Origin of the sequence: Variovorax sp. J22P240 (assembly GCF_030316855.1) — a bacterium.
Taxonomy (GTDB): Bacteria; Pseudomonadota; Gammaproteobacteria; order Burkholderiales; family Burkholderiaceae_C; genus Variovorax.
Map to the genome: position 1 here is coordinate 21,986 of NZ_JASZYR010000024.1, position 20,218 is coordinate 42,203.

Genomic DNA, 20,218 nt, shown 5'->3' on the forward strand with positions numbered 1-20,218 from the left:
TCACGCAGGTACCAGGGTCGTCGAGGCCGCCGAACTGTCGATGGCGAGAGCCGCTCTGTGGGGCACTGCGCCTCAGCCCGATGGAGCGCGCTGAATTTCGTTGTTCGTGAACGATGACCTCCTGACGCGTTATCCGGGGTCCTGGTGAGGATGCCGAGCGCAAGCTGAATCCGCAAAAGCGCCCAGTTACACGCTCGCCGTTGCGCACTGTCTCCCCGGGAGCAGTGTGCCTGAGAGTGACGAGCAAGCCAATGCCCACCGCGTTGAAGCTGCCGGTCGGCGTCGCCGATGCCGCGCCCGAATATACGACTACACCCTGCGCCTGTGATTCGATGAGCCATCGATGCAGTACCGGTCGCAGCACCGAACCACCGAACGCCTCTCTAGTGTCGTGCGCTCGAAATAGTTGAAATTAATAGATGCGGCACACTCCGACCTCGCTGGAGGTCGCAGCCATGCGCATTGCCCCAAGGATCGAACTGGATGGATGGTCAGCTTGCCGTCCGACAACGCGTCAGCAACGCTGACCAGGCCAGCGCGGGCGTTGGCAAGCAATGGGTCGAGCAATGCGTCCGCCTTGGCGGGCTGCCCCAACATCGCGACGTAGTGGTCGTGATGGAGTTTCCAGTCGGCCGCCGGGATCAGCTTCATTGCAGGCTGGGCAACGTCTCCCTCGAACTCGAGGGTCGTGCAGGCCATCGAGCAGCGCGCGAACGCCAGTCGGCTCGTCCGTCAGCGCGCGGCGCGTCATTGCTGCGGCGCTGTGGGTGGATGGGTCAATGTCATGGGGAACCATCTGCTCGATGGCTGCCAGCCGCTGCTCGGGCGTGAGCGCGACGCTTCTGAGGGTGTCCTTGATCGATTTGAAGCGGGCCCGGTAGTCCAACGCATCGACGGCGCGCTTGGCGTCCGCCTTGCCGGCTGCCCGACGCACAAGGTCACCGACCCGGCGGCCAGCGAGCAAAACTACCGTATCGCTGAGTTCCAGTAGGGTCACGCGAAAGGAAGCAGATGACCTCCAGCGTCTGGGTTCGGTCTATGCGACGCCGCGATGCGGATGGCGGGCGATTGACGATGGCCCGAGCGTAGGCCCTTTGGCGAGCTGCCGGTATCCGGTCGAGGTTCCACTTATGGGCGCCAAGCCGCTTAAGGATCCGGACCTTGGCCATCGTGTCGGTCAAGGTGCTGGGGCTGTGCCGCGCGGTAGGGGTCTTTAGCCACTCCAGAACCGTTTGGCCTTCAGTGTTGGCGATCGTCTCGCACAGGATGGTCTGGCAGATAGTGAGCGCGGATACAGACACCACGGCCTCGATGACCTCGAGTGCTGATTGCTCAACGACAGCAAACGCCTGGCGTGCCGCATCGCGCAACACTCGGTCCGATGGGAGGAGGGTGCGTCGCTCGAAGAGCCACCGCTCGGCACCTTTGACAAGCTCGTCAACGGAGGCCGCATCATTGGCTTGGACTCGGAGCTGCGTCTTCAGCGCCGCGAGTTCCTCCTCACCGCAATTGCCTAGGCCCAGCTGCTCTCGCGCCCAGCGCTGGTGATCGTAGAGGGTTTCCCGACGGCGATAAATCGAGCGTAAGGAAGCAATGCTGGTCTGCGTGACGCCAAGTTCCTTGGCCAAGTGCTGCAGCAGCGTCTTTGGCACGACCGCAAATCGGTCGAGCGGGCGGCCGCTCGCGCGCAGAAACACGAACTGCACCGTGACGCCGAGTCGCCGGTCTGAATTTGGACACGTGGCCCTCTGGCGGTTCTTGCCAGGCGCCGGTATGGCCAGCAGCGCCGGGCCGAAATTCTGCGCCTGTCGGCGGTGCCCTGGGACCAAAGCGCCACAAAATGCACGAAAACCGAGATTACCTCTATTTGAATGCGTCCGCGTACACGGCGCCTGAGCAGGGCCTGAGCATGCATGCTCAGGCCCAATGTACTTGTCGTTGTCGTATAGGACACCTAGACCGTACCTTGGCTTACGCCATCGGTGTCGTCATAAGACTCCGCGGACAAGAAGGCGCAAAATGGGATGATTCCGTCGCAACCGTACGCGCCGCGCACCTGTATTGAATTGGTCCCGAAGCTGATAGGCTTTCTGCGCTGGTCGCCAAGCACGGGCCTCGTGATGACGGGGCATGCGTCGCTGCTTGCCGTTTCATCGGACAAGGAACTCTATTCATGAATACGTTAGCGTCGTTTCTCTACATGTGGACGGCAGCGAGCGAAGAGTCGGATCCACATGTTGCGCCGTCATCTTGGAAACGTTTCCTGTGCTGAAATGGGACCGAAGGGCCCGAGTCTTTGTCGGCTCGTCCTCTGAAGGGCGTGCCACGGCCGCGAAGGTCGCGGAAGCGCTCGAAGTGGCGGGGATGCGCGCGCTATTGTGGTGCGACTTCTTCAAGACCAAGGACCCACCGCTGCAAGAACTCGAACGGCGCGCCGAAGACGCCGACGGCGCTATTCTCGTGGGCAGCGCCGACGACCGCCTTCAGTCGCGCGGTGAGAGCTATGAGCAGATGCGCGATAACGTCCTGTTCGAATACGGTCTTTTTGCTGGGCGTTTGGGCCGCCACCGGTGCATCCTGCTAATGCCAGACAAGCCGCAGTTTCGCATTCCGAGCGATTTCCTTGGGGTCGCAGGATTCGAGTGGTACAGCGATATGACATTGAGCGACATGTTGAAACGCGTGCCGAAACGCTTGTCCGAAGGCTTTGCCGCCGATGCCTTCCACCCACCCAGCCTTCAGGAGCGCTGTCGCCGAGCACTATTGTTGGCGGCCTGGATTCGCGGAGAGATCGCGCAGATCGATCCAAACAGCGGGCGATGGACCTTGACGCGAACGCTTGGAGAGAAAGCGAAAAGCGTGCTGGCGTTCCTGAAGGAGGACATAGAAGCTCTGGGCCTGCGTGCCGATGTGGACAAGCTGTGCAAACTTGTCCGGAATGCGAGTGATTCCTTTCCGGGCGTTCCGGGGCGAAATGAGATTAGGTGCCGGTTGCACGAGGAATTGGAGCGTTTCCTCCGGAATCCGCGAAGCTACTACCTTCCGAGCCGATGGGATGCACACAATCACAGGCAAGAGTTGGAAGAACTCCTTGGTCGGGACGGCCCGCAGCTTCTAGCCTACGCCCAATCTCGAGCGCTTTGTCCCAGTTGTGTCGATGAGCGGGCCTGCTTGGAGAGCAGGGGCCGGCCCAGCACGCGCGGCGTCCTGCCAATCAAACGTCGCCACTACCATGACCTGTGCCTGCGAGGGTGGTACCTGGGCGCGATCGACATGCTCGACTTCGTCACTGGCGAACTCAATTCCTTGGACGACGAGGTTGATGCCCTCGACGCATGGCGCCGGCGATGGGTACCGGAAATCGTGGCAAAGGTGGAAGAGGTCGAGGCGGCGGTGCACCGACAGATCTTTGGTCACCTCTGAGATGCGCCCAAAGCGGGCACGACGCCCTCTATCGCGCCAAAAATGGCACATCGCTGATCACGGCCACCTGCACCGCGATGAAGGGCACCACCAGTGCACTGTGACGGTAAGGGCGCCGCGAAAAATGCGGCTTCCCGCGTGTCATCACTCCTAAGTCCTTGTCTCATCTTAGGTTTCTGTTGCCTCTCAACCAACTCGCGGTACGGCCCGCTCTGTGGTTGATTTCATGCGGGCGAAGCCGATTTGCCGCGCTCAACTCAGCTTGAGGCTGTCACTGCGCCGACGCGTGATCAATTCGAGTTCGGAGCGGCTGAAGCTGAAGAATGCCTGCAACTCGAACTCGCTGAGCCCGCCGGGCATGTCGAGCAGGCCCAGGTAGGACGTCTGCCAACCTTGCATCGCTGCGCTCCTTCGCCGTTGAGAGCGATTCATTTGGTGGGGTCAGCGACCGCCAACATTTCGACTACCCTCCGTCCAGCGTGCGCGAATTTCCTGATGATTCAACACCTTACGGAGCGCTCGACACATTGGATCCAATCGACCGAAAGACATGCCCTCGAAGTTACAAAAAACAGTTGCGTTACCTTGGAAGGGCGGTCGGTCCTGGAAGTGTCGGAGCAACCGCCGGCGCTGCAGATTCAGACAGAGCGGGGGCTGACGAGCCCGTGGGATCTCGAATAGCGTCGTTTATTCCGAATGTTTCTTTGGCCCTACGGTAATATTTTGATAATTGATCTAGGCCTCGAACCCCTCCACTGACCCGCCTCTGAATCCCAGAAATATCGCCGGCATCTGCAAACTTATTCAACCCCCTCTCTTCCCAGAAATCCGCTCCAATCAGAATAGCCACCTCAGGCGTGCTCATTAGTTCGGGCTTCGAAATGAAGTCCATGTCTAAAAGTTTCCCAAAGCGCGCATAATTGCCTCGCCCGGTAACCATCACTACACCTCTGCCTTTGAATCTCTTTCCGTCACCCGGCTGAGTGTTGCCCAAAGACTTATTCATCTCGTATTTCAGTTGGAATGCATTCGGTCCCCATACCTCCTCCAAGTGGGTCAGCTCACCCGACTCGTATGCGATGATTGCTAGAAATGCAGCCTGACGCAGCGGAGTATTAATGCCGAATTCGTGCATTACAACCTGCAGGTATGGAAGGTATATCTCCGCCTTCTGTTGCAATAGGCTCGGCATGATATGTCGCAGGTTCTCCAAACGGAGCTCGCGGAATTCATGATCTTGATCTTCCTTCCGACTGCGAACGAGGGAACCTTTTCCCACCAATAGCAAAACGCCTTGAAGTCTTTCAGTTTTTGCGAGCGCATCATCGCGTGCTTGGTTCGCCCAAAAAGCCGTCACACTTGCCGCAACGGCGAGCATGGCAAAAACCACGGCAACGGCGAGCAACTGTAGCCGCTGATGTCGCGCCTGGGCCTGTGCCGCAGTAGCGGACACCTCGATGTAGCTGACGACGGTGCCGTCCAGTTCACCCCGGCGCCGTTGCAGCAGATCCTCGGCTTCGGCTAGCGGCAAGCCGGTGGGCAGCAGTCGGCTGGTGCGATCAGCTCTCTGCGCGTTCTGCCATAGTGATGCCGCCTCCTTCACGCGATCCCGCGTCTGCAAATCGGCACGATCGTGCAGGAGTTGTTCCTTCGCCCGTTTCCAATGCGTCAGCAGTGCCTCATGCGTCACCCGCAGTTGCTGTCCGTCCTCCTCGTCGCCCCAGGCCAGCAGCAGCCGCGCCCCGGGCGCCAGAAACGCGTCCACTAACCGCCTCGCGCGCTTCGGGGGCGAAATGCTCCAGCGGAACAACCCGCGCTGTCACTGTCCCCCGGGAGCCCTGGCCCGTTGTCGCGAGCGCCCGCAGGACCTGCGGCAGAGCGGACTGGACGTCGGCCGGCAGCCGGACAAATTCCTCTTCAGCGCGGCGTCCCAGCGCACCCTCCAGCCCGCCCATTTCGTCGTAAGCGGCGAAGGTCAGCTCGTCCCGCTCGGTGCGGCGTTGCCAAAGCTGGTCCAGGGTGAATTCCAGCAGAGGGAGGGCCGACGGTGCCCGGGCCGCTGCTTGGCAGAGCTCGTCGTCGAGACCCAGGCCGCGTGCCCGATCGAACTCGAAACGCAAACCGGCTTCACGTCCCGGCTGGCGGACGATCTGGCCAATTTCCGCGGGCGTTGGCAGCGCTAGGACGTAACGCGCCTCGCCGGCGGCGAGTTGCGCGAGGGTCGGCACACTATCTAGACGGTCGAAGAAGTCGCTGCGCATGGTCGCCACGACCCAGACCAGGCCCGATTTTGCTAGCCCTTCAAGCGCCGCAACAAAGGCAACCTTGTCCAGAGGGAGCAGCGCCTCCAGCGTGAACAGTTCTTCTAACTGGTCGATCACGAGCAGTAGTCGCGCCTCAGCGCGTTCGGTGAGTCGCTCCGTTCTCCCGATGGCCGTGAGGCCCTGCAGGATAGGCTGCTTCGCCTGGTTAGGGGCTTTCCTCAGCAGTTCCGCCAGCGCGGCCTGGTCGTACTGCAGGTCGGCCAGTTCGGGCAGGGCGGTAGCGCTGACGATCGCAGCGGCGAGATGGCTTAGCAAGTCGCCCCGGGCATCGGCCGGGCGCAACACCGCATGGCGGCACAGTGCGACCTGGCCGATCATGCCGGGCAGTTTGAGGTCTGGCAGCAATCCAGCCTTGACCAAGGACGACTTGCCGCTGCCGCTGGCGCCAAATACCAGTACGAAGGCGCAACCGGCATCCGCTTGGCGTGCCAGGCGTTCTCGCAGTTCGTTGCGCGCCCGGGTGCGGCCGAAGAACACCTGGGCATGCTCCGGCCCGAAGGATTCCAAGCCCCGGTAGGCACTGCCCTGATGCCAGCGGATGCCGCCCCCCACCGACGCACCTTCGGTCAGGTTTAGCCGCCTTTCCAGGAGCCCGCGCAAGTGCGTCTCCAGGGTTTCCTCGAAGTCGGCCGTGTCGACGAAACTGCTGTAAGCGAGCTTGAAGGTCTTGGAATCCGCGTCCACGAACCATCGCTTGATGAAATCCAGGACCCGCTTCTTCTGGTCGAGCTGTTGGAGCAATGCGATTTCGTCGTCCAGCGAGCCCTTGACCTCGGCGGTCTTCAGGTAGAACAGCAGTTCTGGCTCACCGCCCTGCCGTGCTGCCGCGAAAGCATCCTCGAACTCCCATTCGGTTCCGGTGACGCGACGGCCGGTGATAGCCCCCAGAAACTTGTCGGTCGGCAACGGCACGCCGAGCCGGGACCACATAATCACGACCACAATGTTGGTCTCGCGAGGCGGCGTAATGGAGTCCTGGAAATGTCCGGTGGCTACGAGCGGCTCCCATTCCCACAGCACCGGCTCCACCCGGAAGTGATGCCCGAACTCGCGATCCAGCTTTTCTATCAGGCGTTTGGTGTTCAGCCGCTCAGGCCGCACGTCGCTCGGGGAGGATATGAAAATCCTGATACTTCGCCGTGCGGTGCCGGCTTGCTCGCTGGCGGGAACGTCGGAGCCGGGCTTCGAATCGGTGGACATGCTGTTCAGCTCTCGGTCAGTCGTTACCAAACGACGAGCACCTTCAAAACCGCTTCACGCTCGGCCTTCAGATCAGCAAGGGTCGACGACAGATAGACGTGAAACTGTCGGCAATGGAGAGCATCTCATTCCTGGGGTGTGCATCGCAACAAAATCCTTAGCGGCGCCGCTCGACGAAGACACCGGTCAGCAGTGCTTCCGGTATCGATCTCTTTGCTGCAGCGCACACCCCAGGAATGAGATGCTCTCCAATCACCACTGGCCATGACCTTCACTCGAACTCGCCGACGAGCAGCGCGGGGACGCGCTGCTTCAGCAGTTCGAGCAAACGCCGGGACACCGGCGAAAGATAGCCACCGCTGCGGGAGCTCACGCCCAGTTCGCGTCGGAGCACTAGGAGCGACGGCTGTACTTCGCGTAGCCGCGCGTGCTTTTCGGACGCAATCGTGTGTCGTGACACAAAGCTCAGGAGGTTGGTGCCCGCGATCAACTGCGGCAGCAGCGGGATGGAGTTTGCTTCGATCTGAACGTTCGGTGGCGGGAGACCGTGAGCCGCGAAAGCGGCCTCGAGCCATTGGCGGCTCGGGGCTTCCGGTTTGGGTAGCACCCATGGGTAGTCAAGCAGCATCTCGAGGCTGATGCGCCGTGCCTTGAAGATCGGGTGGGCTCTGCGGCCGGCGACCACGACTTCCTCCATTGCCAAGGGATGCCGTGTGAGCAACTCATCCTTCTCCGGCGGAAGCAGGCCGACGACGAGGTCGAGTTGCTTTTGCCTCAACTGCTCCAGCAGATCGAAGCTCGCCCCTACCTCGATGCTGACCTGCGCCTTCGGCGCCTGCGACAGCAGCACGTGGCACACCTGCGGCAGCAGCGCGCCGACGCTCACTGTCCCGCTGCCGATCCGCACAAGTCCTGCGACACCCTGGGAGAAATCGGCGACGTGGCGCAGCGCCTCGTCCGCCGAGACGCGCAGCTGCCTGGCTTCCTCCAGCAGCACCTGGCCCACGGGCGTGAGTCGCACGCCGCGGCCGGCTTTCTCGAAGAGCGGCCCGCCCACGGTTTGCTCGAGGCGGCGGATGGCCTTGGTCAAAGCTGGCTGGCTGCGGGCGATGGTCTCCGCGGCACGCCCCAAATTTTCGGTCTGCGCCGCCGCTTCGAAGTAACGCAGGTCGCGCAGATTCAATTCCATTCCAAACTTTCAGTTATCGGTTACTGAATATTAGCGAATGGACGGTTAAGGGTTACGGAACGACCATTCGTTCCCATGGATGCACCCACGACCCCATTGCTTGCCGCCAGCCCCGGCGGCATGCTGGCGATCTGGCACGACGTGGCGCCCGGGCAAAGTGCCACGGTACGCGAATGGTACGGCCGGGAGCATCACTTCGAGCGCCTCGCGATCCCGGGCTTCATGGAGGCACGCCGCTTTGATCGGGTTGCCGGCACTGGCGCAGAGATCTTCGGCGCCTACCGCATTACCGCACCCGAGGTGCTGAACAGTGATGCCTATCGGGCCCGCGTCGATGCGCCCAGCGCGTGGACACGCGAGGCGATGCTCCACTTCCGCAACATGTCGCGCACGGTCTGCGTCATCACAGGCCGCGCGGGGCATGCGCAAGGTGGATTCCTGGCGGCGCTGGCCTCGCCGCACGGCGAATTGGTCGATGCGCCCGCGACCTGCGATCAGCTTATGAGTCGGCCCGGCGTGCTGCAGGTCACTGCGTTGGCCGGTGAACGCAAGGCGCCCGTGGCGTCCAGCACCGAACAGGGGCTGCGCAGCGGTCCGGACGCGCAGATCGCCTGGGCGCTGCTGTTCGACACCGACAGTCTCGATGCGGGCAAACGGGTCCTTGAAGCGGCCCAGTCGCTCACCAACTGCCGCCAGCCTGTGCAGGCTGCCGTCTACAGACTTTGCTTCGCTGCCCGAAACCCCCTTGAGGCCTAAACATTGGAACACCTTCGCATCATCACAAAGAACCATACCAACCCCGCGTACGGCGGGGCGCTGGTCGGTGCACGCACGGTGGCACAACGCATGGGTTGCACCCTGGACCATCGTGCGCCGGAGATGGCCGACAGCCCTGAGCAGCAGTCCGCCTTGATCGATCAGGCCATCGTCGGTCGACCGGACGCGATCATTTTGCTGCCTGCGCACGCCAGCGCCATCAACGATGCCATCGCGCGCGTCAACGCTGCGGACATCCCTCTCGTGCTGTTCGTGAGCGAGCCGACTGCGGGGAGATGGGTGGGCTTCATCGGGTCCGACGACACGCGCATGGCCGCCGCGCTCGCGCACACCGTGCTGCCTCGTCTGCGCCCGGATGCCAAGGTGGCCATCATCGAAGGCCACCCAGGCTCCATCACGACACCACAGCGCCGCGAGGGTTTCGAACAAGCACTTGCGCAGTACGCCGACATGCAGTTGGTGGACGTGGTGTCGGGCTACTACCAGCACGCGCCTGGCCGCGAGGCGGCGCTGACGTTGTTGTCGCGGCACGCACGACTCGATGCAATCCTGAGCGCCAACGACCTGATGGCGATGGGCGCGCTGGAAGCCTTCGCGCAAACCGGACGCAGGGTGCCCATGGTGAGCATCAATGGCACGCCGGATGCCGTCGCTGCCGTGCGGGCAGGCACCCTGGCCGCCACCGCCTCCTTCAACACCCACCGCTTCGGCTGCCTGGCCGTCGAGATGGCTCTACGCCACCTGCGCGGCGAGCGCGTAGCTCGCCGCATCGATCTGGCGCCCGACATCATCGATGCTGGTAATGCGGCCGAGTGGGACAGACCGTACGAACAGCGCGTCTGCCCGGACTGGGACCAAGTGGTCGCCAGCGAGGCCGGATCTCAGATCGCCTGAAAGCCCCTTTTCCTTTCCATCCACACACTCAGGAGACTCATTCCATGCGCTTGAAAGACAAGGTTGCGTTCATTACCGGAGGCGGTGCCGGCATCGGTGCCGCTGCGGCCGTCCGCTTCGCCAGCGAAGGTGCGGCGGTGGTTGTGGCCGAGATCGACCAAGCTCGCGGCGCGGACCTGGCGGAATCCATTCGCGCCCATGGTGGCAAGGCCAAGTTCGTTCGTTGCGACGTGACAGACGAGGCATCCGTCGAGCAGGCGGTTGCCGAAGGCACGGCGGCTTTCGGCGGCCATCTCGACATCCTGTACAACAATGCTGGCGGATCCACCCCGCACGATGACATGGTGACGGTTGTCGACATGGAGGAGTTCTGGCGATGCATCAAGCTGGAGCTGCTAGGCACCTTTCTCTCCAGCCGCTTCGGGATCCGTGCCATGCAGAAAGCCGGCCGCGGGGGCTCGGTCATCAACACGGCTTCTTACAACGCCACCATCGGCACCTCGGGGCGCGACTGCTACACCGCCGCCAAGGGAGCGGTGATTGCGCTGACTCGCTCCATGGCCGTGGAGTACGCTCCCGACGGCATCCGCGTCAACTGCATTGCCCCGGGCGTCGTGATCAGCCCGCGCATGACCAAGTTCCAGCAGGACTTCCCCAACCATCGTATTTTCGACAAGAAGAACCGCCACCACCGGCCGGAGGTCCCTTCACACCTGCTGGGACCGATCGAGATCGAGGACTTGACCCACATGGCCTTGTTCCTGGCCTCTGACGAATCAAAGCGAATCACGGGCCGTATCGAGCTTGTGGACAGCGGCGCCACCGCGTCTTGATCGTCGCCTCAACACCAAAGGAGACAACAGCATGCACAAGACCGTCCTCGGCGCGCGCCGCCTTTTCTTGGCCGCTGGCCTCGCGCTGTGCGCCCCTGCCTTTGCGCAGGGGGCAGCCACCTTTCCGAACAAGCCGATCCGCATGATCGTGCCCTTTACGCCTGGCGGTGGCTCGGACGCGGCCGCGCGCTTTTTTGGCGAAAAGTTGTCGGCCGCGCTCGGTCAACCGGTGCTGGTTGAGAACCGTCCGGGCGGCAACAGCGGCTCGATCGGCACAACATTCGTGAAGAGCCAGCCGGCGGATGGCTACACGTTGCTTCTGGGCAGTACGGCACCGCTGGTCACCAACGTGGTGATGGTGAAGGATCTTCCCTACGATGCCGCCAAGGATTTCAAGCCGGTGGCGGGCTTGACCAAGAATATGACCGCCATCGTGGTCCCTCCCGGCTCGCCCTACAGGACGCTGCCCGAGCTGGTAGCAGCGTCGAAGAAGTCCGCTTTGAACGCGGGGACGGCCTCCGAAGGCTTCCACCTGGCGGCCGACTGGTTCGCTAATTCCGCCGGCTTCAAGTACACGCACGTTCCCTACAAGGGCCTCACACAGGTATTGACCGACGTCGCGGGCGGGTATCTGGACTGGGCCATCGTCGACTTGGCCGGCGCCACGCCGCTGCTGCAGGGCCATCGCATCCGCGCTTTGGCCGTCACGGACGAAGCCCGGCATCCGTTCTTTTCGAGCGTGCCGACAGTGAAGGAGAGCGGCTATCCGGAGTTCGTCTACGACACCTGGACCTCCATTCACGTGCGTTCCGAGACACCCGACGACATCACGCGCAAGCTGGCGGAAGCCACGATGAAGATCGTGGCGTCGGATGCCGCCCGCGCGTATGCCCAGAAGGCAGGTACCCAACTGCTGCCGCTCGGTCCGGAGGAATTCGCGAAGTACCAGCGAGAGGAAGTCGAGCGCTTCCAGAAGGTGGCGGAATCCTCCGGCATCAAGCCTGAATGAGGCCGCAGATGACTGATTCTTTCCTCGCCAATGTCGCCGAGATCGACTGGCTGCAATATCCCGGCCACTTCGGTGGTGCGCTGTCGAAGCCGTTGATCACACCGCAGACCTGCCGCTCCAGACGCATCGATCACCGCATTTCCTGCTACGCGCCGATGGCGTTCGTGGAGCCGCACGTGCACGAGGTACAGGAACAGGTCTATCACGTGCTGGAAGGCGAGGGGCTCCTCACGCTGGACGGCCAGCGCCACTTGCTGCGCCGCCACGACTACGTGTTCGTCCCTCCAGGCGTGCGTCACGGGTTCACCAACAACGGAACGGTGCCGTTGGTCTTCCTCGTCATCACGACGCCAGTGACCGACGAGGAGCCGCTGTGATGGCGGCCGACACGCGTACCTGCCGCCTGCTGGTGGCAGGCGAATGGCAGGACGGCTGCGACAGCAGCAGCGTTCTCGACAAATACCGGCAGGCACCATGGGCGCTCGCCCAACTGCCCTCCCGCGAGCAGGTGGCACTGGCGGTGACTGGCGCCGAAGGGGCCTTTCGCGCGAGCACGCTTGACGCATACGCCCGCGGTGCGATCCTTGATCGCGCAGCCGCCATCATCGAGCGCCGCTCTGACGAATTGGTGGCCGTGATGCGGGCGGAGGCTGGATTCACCGGTCACGACGCTGCCAACGAGATCCGGCGCGGGGCCATAACGCTGCGGCTTTCGGCCGAGGAGGCCCGTCGCTTCAGCGGCGAGCTCGTGCCGATGGAAGGCGCGCCCGGTCAGGCAGGCCGCATCGGCTTCACCTTGCGCGTGCCACTCGGCGTGGTCTGCGCCATCACACCCTTCAATGCGCCGCTCAACACGGTGGCCCACAAGGTGGGCCCAGCACTCGCTGCCGGCAATGCGGTGATTCTGAAGCCCTCCTTGCACACGCCTGTGACGGCCTGCATCCTTGCCGAGGCGCTGCTCGAGGCCGGCCTGCCGCCCGGGCTGCTCTCGGTCCTGCACGGCGGCGCGCAGGTCGCCCAGTGGCTCCTGGAAGAGCGCGCAGTCCGCTTCTACGCATTCACGGGCAGCACCGAGGCAGGCCGCGCAATCCAGCAGCGCGCGGGCCTGCGGCGCACGCAGATGGAGCTGGGCTCGATCGCGCATTGCGTGGTCTGCGATGACGCCGACCTCGACGCGGCGCTGCCGAAGATCGTCAATGCCGGCTACCGCAAGGCGGGCCAGGTGTGCACGTCCGTCCAGGTGCTGCTGGTGCACACGGCCATTGCGGCCGAGGTGGAGCGGCGGCTCACCGACATGGTCGAGTCGCTGCCCTACGGCGACCCTTCGGATGCGAGCACGGTCGTCGGCCCTGTCATCAGCGAAGCCTCGGCCCAGCGTATCGAACGCTGGATCGACGAGGCCATGGCAGCCGGCGCGCGCAGGCTCGCGGGCGGCGAGCGCCGCGGCGCGGTGGTACCGCCCACGCTGCTCGCCGACGTCGACCCGGCTACGTCGCTCGGCTGCCAGGAGGTGTTCGGCCCCGTCATGTGCATCGTGCCTTTCGACCGCCTTGAGGACGCGATCGACCGTGTCAATTCCACGCCCTACGGCCTGGCCACCGGCGTGTTCACCAACCGCCTCGACGACGCCATCCGGGCTGCGCGGCGGCTCGAAGTCGGCGGGGTACACATCAACGAGACCTCCAGCTCGCGCGTAGACCTGATGCCTTACGGCGGCTCCAAGGACAGCGGCTTCGGCCGCGAAGGTCCGCACTACGCGATCCGCGAGATGAGCGAAGAACGCATGGTCACCCTGCTGGCCTGATCCCCCGAAAGAAAGAGACATACCCATGGCAACCATGAAGGGCGGCGAACTCATCGCCGAATACCTCGTCAAGCAGAAGGTGCCGTACGTGTTCGGCATCTGCGGGCACGGCAACGTCGGCATCCTCGATGCGCTGCACCAGGTGCGCGACAAGATAAAGATGGTGTCGCCGCGGCACGAACAGTGCGCGGGTCACATGGCCGACGCCTACTTCCGCGTCAAGCACGAACCGGTCGCGACACTGACCTCCACCGGCCCCGGATCGGCCAACATGGTGATGTCGCTCGCGACTGCCCTGTCGGACTCGTCGGCCTTCCTGGCGATCACTGCCAACGTGCCCACCTCGCAGGCCAACCGCGCGCCTTTCCAGGAGCTGTACGCGCACAACCAGGCCGACTTCGCGCAGGTGCTGCGCCCCGTCGTCAAGCGCACTTTCCAGCCGACGCGCGTGGACATGCTGCCCCTCGCGCTGCGCCAGTCTTTCGACACCATGGTCACGGGCCGGCCGGGGCCGGTGAACATGGACATACCGTACAACGTCTTCCAGGAAGAAGCCGAGGTCGAGGTGCCGCCGGTATCGCACCGGCACGGCTCGCACCGTCCGGGCGCGAGCGATGCCGACGTCGCCGCCGCGCTGGACCTGCTGGCCGCGGCGAAGAAGCCGGTCTTCTTCATCGGCCATGGCGCGACGCTCGCGGAGGCGGGGCCGGAGATCACGGCGCTGTCGAAGCAGCTCGGCATTCCCGTCATCACCTCGCCGAATGGCATGGGCTGCGTGCCGGCGGACGATCCGCTGACGCTCGGCTTCATCGGCCGCAACGGCGCCTATCCGGCCAACCAGGCCGGCCGTCATGCGGACCTGGTGCTGTGCATCGGGACGCGCTTCGACGACCGCTCGTCGTCGAGCTGGCATCCGGGCTATTCGTGGAACTTCCCGAGCACCAGGCTGCTGCACGTCGATATCGATCCGCTGGAACTCGGGCGCAACTATCCGCCGACGCTTGGCGTGATTGCCGATGCCAAGGTATTCAGCGCGCAATTGCTGGCCGGGCTCGGCCAACGGCGCGAGATCGAGGCCGCGCACTATGGCGCCTGGCGTGCGCAAGTCGCGGAATGGCAGGCCGAGTGGGAAGCTTTCGTGCGACCGAACTTCAGCGCCATCACGACGCCGATCCGACCCGAGTACGTTGTCGATTCGCTGCAGGACGTCCTCCCTGACGACGTGATCCTCTCGCTCGATTCCGGCGTGCATCACAACTGGTTCATGCAGTTCTGGAAGCCGAAGCGCACGCAGAGCATGCTGAACAGCTGGGGTTATTCGTCGATGGGCTTCGGCGTCTGCGGCGTCCTCGGCGCCCAGTTGGCCGCGCCCGACCGGCCCTGCGTCGCGGTGGTCGGCGATGGCGGTTTCATGATGGCGCCGTATGTCGTCGCCACCGCGGTCGAGTACGACCTGCCCTGCGTGTGGATCGTCTGGAACAACTTCGCATGGGGCGCGATCCGCGACCTGCAATACGGTCTCTTCGAGGGCCGCGAACTGGGCACCGCCTTCTACAAGGGCAAGCAGGGGCCTGGCGGTGAACGCTACAACCCCGACTTCGCGGCATGGGCACGCGCTTGCGGCGCCGACGGCGTGACCGTGACGCGCAGCGAAGACCTGCGCGGCGCCGTTGAGCAGGCCGTGCGCAATCGCAGGCCTTGCGTCATCGACGTGCACGTCGACTCCGAAGTCCGCCCACCTTCCACCGGCACCTGGCAACTGCCGCCGATTCCCTACAAGGAACCGATGTTCGGCAAGCCGTGGATGGGCTGAGAATGTGATTGCCCGTTCTCGATTGGGTGACGAGCGCCTCTTGAACCGGGTGCTGCAGATCATCGACGATGCGCCGATACGACTCGTCGGTCGTCTTGCGCTCCAGCAGGTCGGTGCGTCCGCGGAAGAACTCCTTGATGAACCGGACTTGACCCTGTTGCGGACGGGTTGGGACTTGATTCTCAAGTCAAGTTGACGTCTCCCCCTTATCCGGTCATTTCTAAACTGGAGTCGGGTGGGGGTGGCTCAATGGTGCACTCCTGGCTCGCGCGGCGAGGCGTCTCCGATTGGCACACCGTTGGCATTCGCAAGACGCGCGGCTCTCGCTGACGTCAGCCGCCGGTGCACGCAACCGGCATGGCGCGTCCCACGGCCCACGACGTGCGGCCTTGCTCGACGATCAGCGTTTGGCGTCCGTTGGAGAACTTGGTCCCCGACTCTCCGATCGCCGGAAGATCGCCAGCAGCCGCCCCGTCAACGGAGACCGAGGCGCTGTCTCCCATCAAGCGCACAGCCAAGCGTGTCCCATCGCATACGTAGCTACTGACTGGATATGGATTGCCGACGCCGATCGAAGGACTTGGCGTCGGATGGTGGCATGCCGCCAGCGTCCAGATGGCAAACGTGCCGACGATTAAACAAAAATAGTGTCGCATTCATCCCCTCTCGGTCGGCTCCGTGGCGATGTTGCCAACGTCGTTGTAGCCAGTGGTCGCCCCCTTCGGTCCAATCGCGACGCGCTGGCCCCCCCGAGGTGTAGGTGGCGTTAACGCGTTGCAGCCGACACTGCCAGGCGGGGTCGTCAAGCGACCGCACCTTCAGCCAGAGCGTAAGGCGTGCGACTACAGCCCGCAAGCAGCGATTGTCGGTCAGCGAGAGCCGCGCGTCTTGCGGATGCCAACGGTGTGCCAATCGGAGACGCCTCGCCGCGCGAGCCAGGAGTGCACCATTGAGCCCCGCGCGCGAGTGAGTCGACGGCGGCACGGATCTCCACGTTGGGGTAACCGAATCTTCGATGAAAAATGACACCGTTGCCCGCAGAAAGCGCAAGCGCGACAAGTACCGCGTCCAGACGTCACCCGACGCTCCGCGTACGTTGTTCAGTTCGCTAAGCAAACGGTTTGAACAAGCCGGCAACCGTCCACGGAACCGGGTCAACTCCAAGATGCGGTTACCACAACTTGTGGAGTGCGCTGTACCCCGAGACTAGCGGCCGTCGAGCGTCATCCTGCAGATGCGAGCGGACGCGTCGTCCGGATCCAGCTTCACCTCGAAGCCGAGGCGCCTGGCAAGACGAAGCATCGGCTCGTTCGCTGACTGGACGAGCTGTTTCGGGGCGAAGTTCGAAGTGCTGCTGCCGCGGACACGGAATTCTTCCCACGAGAGCGAATTCGGTCTCGCTTCTGTCAGCATGGGGCCTCTGGCCGCTTGGCAGAGCGGTCCGGTCTCGGAAATGCGGGGCGGAAATGCTTAGCTTTCGGGGCTAAGGAGGTGGACGCTCAAGTGGGGTCCTTCGTCAGAACTCCCCATGCCATCGAGCCAGTGGGAGAGACATGAAAAACCTCAACAACTCCGTCGGGACGCATGCGGTATGACACCCGGTAGCCACCACCCTTCAGGCGGAGCTCGTCGTTGACAAAGGTCGCAACTCTGACGTTTTGGTTTGGAACAAAGCCCTTCGCGGCGAAGAGCTGAATAACGTTTGCGGTATAGGCAGTGACGTCGAGGACCGCCAGCTTCACGTCGCACCCTCGAGCGCGACAGGACCATCCAGACCATTTTCCCAGCCACTTCGAACGCTCTGCAGGGGTATCGGACGCGGCCGGTTTGATGACCAGGGAATCTGGGAACGTCGCCTTTTCCGCGCTCTGCGACTCGCCTGGTTGCATCCGCACGATGTCAGGTGGCCAGTACGGGCCCGGCCCATCGGATGCGTATGGCGAGACGGGCACCACCTCTCTCTTCAGCTTGCCCTTCATCTTGAAGCCACCCCACTCACTGACCACACTCATCTCTTCGTTGGACTCCAGCTTATAGGTGGCTGTGGCGCCGTTGATACTGAGCACCAAGGCGTCTCCGTGCGCAGTCCCCGGCATCCGGTACCACGTCGACGGCCCACCTGCCATCTGTCCGCGGCCAGTCCCAACGGACCAGATCACCCAGGCGAGCCCAGGCTCGATGCGCTCGACGACGATCGTGTGTTGCTGCTGCATCTGTGCGCCTATCAGTGTGCCCGTCCACTTCCCAGCCAACGGCTTGAGATTCTCGGAAACCGCAGGCGCGGCCGCCATGACGGATGCATCGGCTGGAACTGGCGCATCGAAGACGTCGGCTGTGGCTGCGCCGATCCCTGAGGTCAAGAGCGCGACGAGAGAATTCAAGAGAACCCTGCACATGGAGCCTCCTAGGTCGACAGCCTTACCATGGTGCCAGCTGCCGATGGCTCCGTCCATGCCGCGGCGGCGAGATCCGCCACCGGCAGCAGCAGCTCCAGCAACTCAGAAGACCTGGCATATGGAATCGTGGCTGCCAAGTGGCTCGGGACGTACTCCAGCTCTGCAGAGATCCAGCGTCGGCGACCGGCGATTTCGGCGCGGACAGAGCAGGCGCAGCGCTGCCACCTTGGCACCCTCACGGCGACGCGGTCGAACAGGCTCTTGTAGTGCACGTCGTGATAGTCCTTCAGGGGCCGATCCAGGCCGCAGGCTGGGCACTGCCGCTGTCTGGCCGACATCAACTCGACCTGGCGCGTGACGATCCGGGCCTGCAACTGCGTAAGGGCAACCTTCCCATTGGCCAAGCTCAGACCCAGGGTCTCGATGCTCGGTTGCGAATCGAGCTCTAAGGTCAGCAGCGGCTGCGCATCCGACTCGTCCGTCCCGTCGCAAACCGCCAGACTGAGTTTGATCTTCATGGCCGATCTCCGGGTAAGCAAGGAAGACGGATTCTCCGCAGCCGCCAATGCTGCCACTGACCGTCAGGCAAATATCAGCGGCCGCGCACTCCACCAAATCGAACGGTCTCCCGCTGTTCCGGAATCGCCCAAGTCGCGCGCACCTTTTGTTGGGGGCGAGTTCATCCTGACCATCATCGACGAGTCGCAACTGTTCGCCATCGTCGCGCTCGGCCCAGAATCAACGAGCCGAGACTTGGGAGAAGAACGCAAGCGAACAGGGCGTTTGCAGGGGCGTAGCAGCGCCGGATGGGCTTCCAGGCGAAGCCACCTGATCGAGTGTCGACCGATTGAACAGTCGGACCCGCCTGCCCAGTTTGGGGCTGAACCTCGTGGGCATGGTGCGTTCAGGGCGTCGAGAAGGGCGGCGCGAAACTCCTCATGATTCAACACCTTACGCAGCCCTCGACGCATTGGATTCGCGAAGTATCGAATTTACTTCGCACGGTTGCGAAGTACCTCATTTACTTTCTTTCCTGTGACGGTAAATCTGTGACTACGAGAGCAGCCGCCAGAGGCAATCGGCGCGCGTGGCCGGTATCGGATTTACTTTCTTCCACGGGATCGAAGAGCTGCACCCTAATCCCGGCGTCACACGATCGTGACAGTTCACGCTTTTCCTTGAGCGCGCGCCTCTTCGAGCGCATGATGCGCACCGCTGCGGCTGACCTGTGACGGTACGAGGCCGCCGTGAAGCGCAGCGTTCATGTGGCCTCATTTTTCGAGGAGCACAACAATGAACAATCGCGCATTTCAGGCGATCCATCTCGCGGCCTTCGTCGTTGCGGCCACCGTTTCCTCCGGCGCATTCGCGCAAAAACCACCGATGCAGAAGTCGGTCTGCCAGGCCGTAGGCTTCTCGCCCCAGGAGCCTGTTGGCGATCGTGATGGGCATACCTATTCTGTCAGTAGCTACAGCTGCCAGAACCAGGGTGGCGATTTTGACGGCGCCATCCTCACCGGATCAACCATTTGGGAATCAGAAAAGGGCAGCTCCGTTGCGCTCGCCGGAAGCGGCGTGATTCGCAGGCCCGGCATGTCGGCGGTGTTCGTTCTGACCGATGGCAAGAGCAGCCTAACCATGGCCGATGGAAAAGTCACCGGATTCTCAGGAACCGCAAAGGGCGTCTACAAAGTCGCGGCCGGCGCGGCTGCGTCGCTGGCCGGCAAAACGTTTAGCTCCACGTTCAGGAGCACGGCCGGCGGGCAGTTCGTGATCGAGACAGTCGTCGATTGACTACAACGCCTTCTCGACGTGACGCGCGAAGCGCTCGAGGATGGCTCCTCGACGCCGCTGCTGAGCGGGAGCGTCGTCTCGGCATCGAAGGTCACGCGCACATTGCGCCGATCGCCGCGATCATGATTGAAGACTGATGTGTTAGAGCGGCCACAGGGACCAATCGAGTAGGAGCCGAGGATGGATGCCATGAAGGAGCTGCTGGATAACTACTGGCATTGCTTCGTGGCTGCAGGCGGTGTCTTGATGGGGGGCGCTAGCTGCAATCGATCACTTTTACGATATACGCAAGAAGCAGTTGGATGAGAGGACGCGATCCCGCGACGAAGGACTTATCCAGATCGCCACGCCCGACGAGATCGAGCGACACGGCGAACCGATCGCAATGTCCCGGCAGAACGTCAACATGCGGGGCATCGGTGTTGTCGCAATCGCGATTGCTGCGGTGCTACCGGTTTTCGCCAACCGGCCTCAAACGAGGCCGATCGAATCACGCCCAAGCACTCCAGTTTGCGTAGCGGATGATTGGTTGAAGCTGCTAGACATGGGGGACTCTCCGAGAGCCTTGCAATCCATAACTCTCCCGACTGATAGCAATCTTAGCGCCGCCGATTTGGAAGAGTACGCTTCCAGTGAGCGGCGCGGCTTGGGTGCTGCACTGGGGAGTCGAACTTTGATCAAGAGCAGCAATCCGCGCGACGATGGACACGCGAACATCGCCTCAGCGCAACGATATTTGGAGATGACGCCTGAATTGCTGCA

Annotated in this window: 19 protein-coding genes; 11 read left to right on the forward strand and 8 right to left on the reverse strand. The window is 62.9% G+C overall.

Annotated elements, in window-relative coordinates:
* Positions 1-309: 309 nt before the first annotated feature.
* Positions 310-651, reverse strand: coding sequence for a hypothetical protein (locus QTI24_RS29760; protein ID WP_286605394.1), 342 nt, complete (start codon positions 649-651; stop codon positions 310-312).
* Positions 652-688: 37 nt separating this feature from the next.
* Between QTI24_RS29760 and QTI24_RS29765 the strand changes: the two genes are divergently transcribed.
* Positions 689-991 carry a hypothetical protein gene (locus tag QTI24_RS29765; RefSeq protein WP_286605395.1) on the forward strand — a complete coding sequence of 101 codons (303 nt, stop codon included), beginning with the start codon at positions 689-691 and terminating at the stop codon, positions 989-991.
* Here QTI24_RS29765 and QTI24_RS29770 read toward each other — a convergent pair.
* Positions 939-1,829, reverse strand: a complete 891-nt coding sequence (locus QTI24_RS29770; RefSeq protein WP_286605396.1) for a DUF4158 domain-containing protein — start codon at positions 1,827-1,829, stop codon at positions 939-941. The genes QTI24_RS29765 and QTI24_RS29770 overlap by 53 nt on opposite strands.
* A 436-nt stretch (positions 1,830-2,265) precedes the next feature.
* Between QTI24_RS29770 and QTI24_RS29775 the strand changes: the two genes are divergently transcribed.
* On the forward strand, positions 2,266-3,423 hold the full coding sequence (locus QTI24_RS29775) for a TIR domain-containing protein (RefSeq protein ID WP_286605397.1): 1,158 nt from the start codon (positions 2,266-2,268) through the stop codon (positions 3,421-3,423).
* A gap of 252 nt (positions 3,424-3,675) precedes the next feature.
* Here QTI24_RS29775 and QTI24_RS29780 read toward each other — a convergent pair whose 3' ends face one another.
* The 4 genes from QTI24_RS29780 to QTI24_RS29795 all read right to left on the reverse strand — a co-directional run bounded on the left by QTI24_RS29780 (position 3,676) and on the right by QTI24_RS29795 (position 8,136).
* Complete coding sequence (locus QTI24_RS29780; RefSeq protein WP_286605398.1) at positions 3,676-3,822, reverse strand: DUF4158 domain-containing protein; 147 nt, start codon at positions 3,820-3,822, stop codon at positions 3,676-3,678.
* A gap of 181 nt (positions 3,823-4,003) precedes the next feature.
* Complete coding sequence (locus QTI24_RS29785; RefSeq protein WP_286605399.1) at positions 4,004-5,188, reverse strand: glycoside hydrolase family 19 protein; 1,185 nt, start codon at positions 5,186-5,188, stop codon at positions 4,004-4,006.
* Entirely contained in the window at positions 5,103-6,947 is a 1,845-nt protein-coding gene (locus QTI24_RS29790; protein WP_286605400.1) for an ATP-binding protein, read from the reverse strand. The genes QTI24_RS29785 and QTI24_RS29790 overlap by 86 nt, the downstream gene beginning before the upstream one ends.
* A 271-nt stretch (positions 6,948-7,218) precedes the next feature.
* Complete coding sequence (locus QTI24_RS29795; RefSeq protein ID WP_286605402.1) at positions 7,219-8,136, reverse strand: LysR family transcriptional regulator; 918 nt, start codon at positions 8,134-8,136, stop codon at positions 7,219-7,221.
* A gap of 75 nt (positions 8,137-8,211) precedes the next feature.
* Here QTI24_RS29795 and QTI24_RS29800 point away from each other — a divergent pair, with 75 nt between their 5' ends.
* The 8 genes from QTI24_RS29800 to QTI24_RS29835 are packed head-to-tail and all read left to right on the forward strand — an operon-like array spanning position 8,212 to position 15,462.
* Positions 8,212-8,892 carry a hypothetical protein gene (locus tag QTI24_RS29800; protein ID WP_286605403.1) on the forward strand — a complete coding sequence of 227 codons (681 nt, stop codon included), beginning with the start codon at positions 8,212-8,214 and terminating at the stop codon, positions 8,890-8,892.
* 3 nt (positions 8,893-8,895) lie between these two features.
* Positions 8,896-9,807, forward strand: a complete 912-nt coding sequence (locus tag QTI24_RS29805) for a sugar ABC transporter substrate-binding protein (protein ID WP_286605404.1) — start codon at positions 8,896-8,898, stop codon at positions 9,805-9,807.
* A gap of 44 nt (positions 9,808-9,851) precedes the next feature.
* Positions 9,852-10,640, forward strand: a complete 789-nt coding sequence (locus QTI24_RS29810; protein ID WP_286605405.1) for an SDR family NAD(P)-dependent oxidoreductase — start codon at positions 9,852-9,854, stop codon at positions 10,638-10,640.
* Positions 10,641-10,671: 31 nt separating this feature from the next.
* The gene (locus QTI24_RS29815) at positions 10,672-11,649 is read left to right on the forward strand and encodes a Bug family tripartite tricarboxylate transporter substrate binding protein (protein WP_286605406.1); all 978 of its coding nucleotides are present in this window, start codon (positions 10,672-10,674) and stop codon (positions 11,647-11,649) included.
* A gap of 8 nt (positions 11,650-11,657) precedes the next feature.
* Entirely contained in the window at positions 11,658-12,026 is a 369-nt protein-coding gene (locus tag QTI24_RS29820) for a cupin domain-containing protein (RefSeq protein ID WP_286605407.1), read from the forward strand.
* A complete protein-coding gene (locus tag QTI24_RS29825) occupies positions 12,026-13,453 on the forward strand; it encodes an aldehyde dehydrogenase family protein (RefSeq protein WP_286605408.1) in 1,428 nt (475 codons plus the stop codon). The genes QTI24_RS29820 and QTI24_RS29825 overlap by 1 nt, the downstream gene beginning before the upstream one ends.
* Positions 13,454-13,478: 25 nt before the next feature.
* Entirely contained in the window at positions 13,479-15,266 is a 1,788-nt protein-coding gene (locus QTI24_RS29830; RefSeq protein ID WP_286605409.1) for a thiamine pyrophosphate-binding protein, read from the forward strand.
* 40 nt (positions 15,267-15,306) lie between these two features.
* Entirely contained in the window at positions 15,307-15,462 is a 156-nt protein-coding gene (locus QTI24_RS29835; protein ID WP_286605410.1) for a hypothetical protein, read from the forward strand.
* A 1,303-nt stretch (positions 15,463-16,765) separates the two neighbouring features.
* Here QTI24_RS29835 and QTI24_RS29840 read toward each other — a convergent pair.
* Together QTI24_RS29840 and QTI24_RS29845 are read right to left on the reverse strand one after the other, a co-directional pair.
* Positions 16,766-17,647 (reverse strand): hypothetical protein, encoded by an 882-nt coding sequence (locus QTI24_RS29840; RefSeq protein WP_286605411.1) that lies wholly within the window; start codon positions 17,645-17,647, stop codon positions 16,766-16,768.
* A gap of 23 nt (positions 17,648-17,670) precedes the next feature.
* Entirely contained in the window at positions 17,671-18,180 is a 510-nt protein-coding gene (locus QTI24_RS29845) for a hypothetical protein (RefSeq protein WP_286605412.1), read from the reverse strand.
* A 775-nt stretch (positions 18,181-18,955) separates the two neighbouring features.
* Here QTI24_RS29845 and QTI24_RS29850 point away from each other — a divergent pair.
* Positions 18,956-19,456, forward strand: a complete 501-nt coding sequence (locus tag QTI24_RS29850; protein WP_286605413.1) for a hypothetical protein — start codon at positions 18,956-18,958, stop codon at positions 19,454-19,456.
* The last annotated feature ends 762 nt before the right edge of the window (positions 19,457-20,218 follow it).

Excerpts from the sequence above, each read along its gene's own strand:
- QTI24_RS29760 (WP_286605394.1), bottom strand. The coding sequence starts at position 651 with ATGAAGCTGATCCCGGCGGCCGACTGGAAACTCCATCACGACCACTAC.
- QTI24_RS29780 (WP_286605398.1), bottom strand. The coding sequence starts at position 3,822 with ATGCAAGGTTGGCAGACGTCCTACCTGGGCCTGCTCGACATGCCCGGC.
- QTI24_RS29790 (WP_286605400.1), bottom strand. The coding sequence starts at position 6,947 with ATGTCCACCGATTCGAAGCCCGGCTCCGACGTTCCCGCCAGCGAGCAA.
- QTI24_RS29795 (WP_286605402.1), bottom strand. The coding sequence starts at position 8,136 with ATGGAATTGAATCTGCGCGACCTGCGTTACTTCGAAGCGGCGGCGCAG.
- QTI24_RS29800 (WP_286605403.1), top strand. The coding sequence starts at position 8,212 with ATGGATGCACCCACGACCCCATTGCTTGCCGCCAGCCCCGGCGGCATG.
- QTI24_RS29810 (WP_286605405.1), top strand. The coding sequence starts at position 9,852 with ATGCGCTTGAAAGACAAGGTTGCGTTCATTACCGGAGGCGGTGCCGGC.
- QTI24_RS29815 (WP_286605406.1), top strand. The coding sequence starts at position 10,672 with ATGCACAAGACCGTCCTCGGCGCGCGCCGCCTTTTCTTGGCCGCTGGC.
- QTI24_RS29820 (WP_286605407.1), top strand. The coding sequence starts at position 11,658 with ATGACTGATTCTTTCCTCGCCAATGTCGCCGAGATCGACTGGCTGCAA.
- QTI24_RS29825 (WP_286605408.1), top strand. The coding sequence starts at position 12,026 with ATGGCGGCCGACACGCGTACCTGCCGCCTGCTGGTGGCAGGCGAATGG.
- QTI24_RS29830 (WP_286605409.1), top strand. The coding sequence starts at position 13,479 with ATGGCAACCATGAAGGGCGGCGAACTCATCGCCGAATACCTCGTCAAG.
- QTI24_RS29845 (WP_286605412.1), bottom strand. The coding sequence starts at position 18,180 with ATGAAGATCAAACTCAGTCTGGCGGTTTGCGACGGGACGGACGAGTCG.
- QTI24_RS29850 (WP_286605413.1), top strand. The coding sequence starts at position 18,956 with ATGAACAATCGCGCATTTCAGGCGATCCATCTCGCGGCCTTCGTCGTT.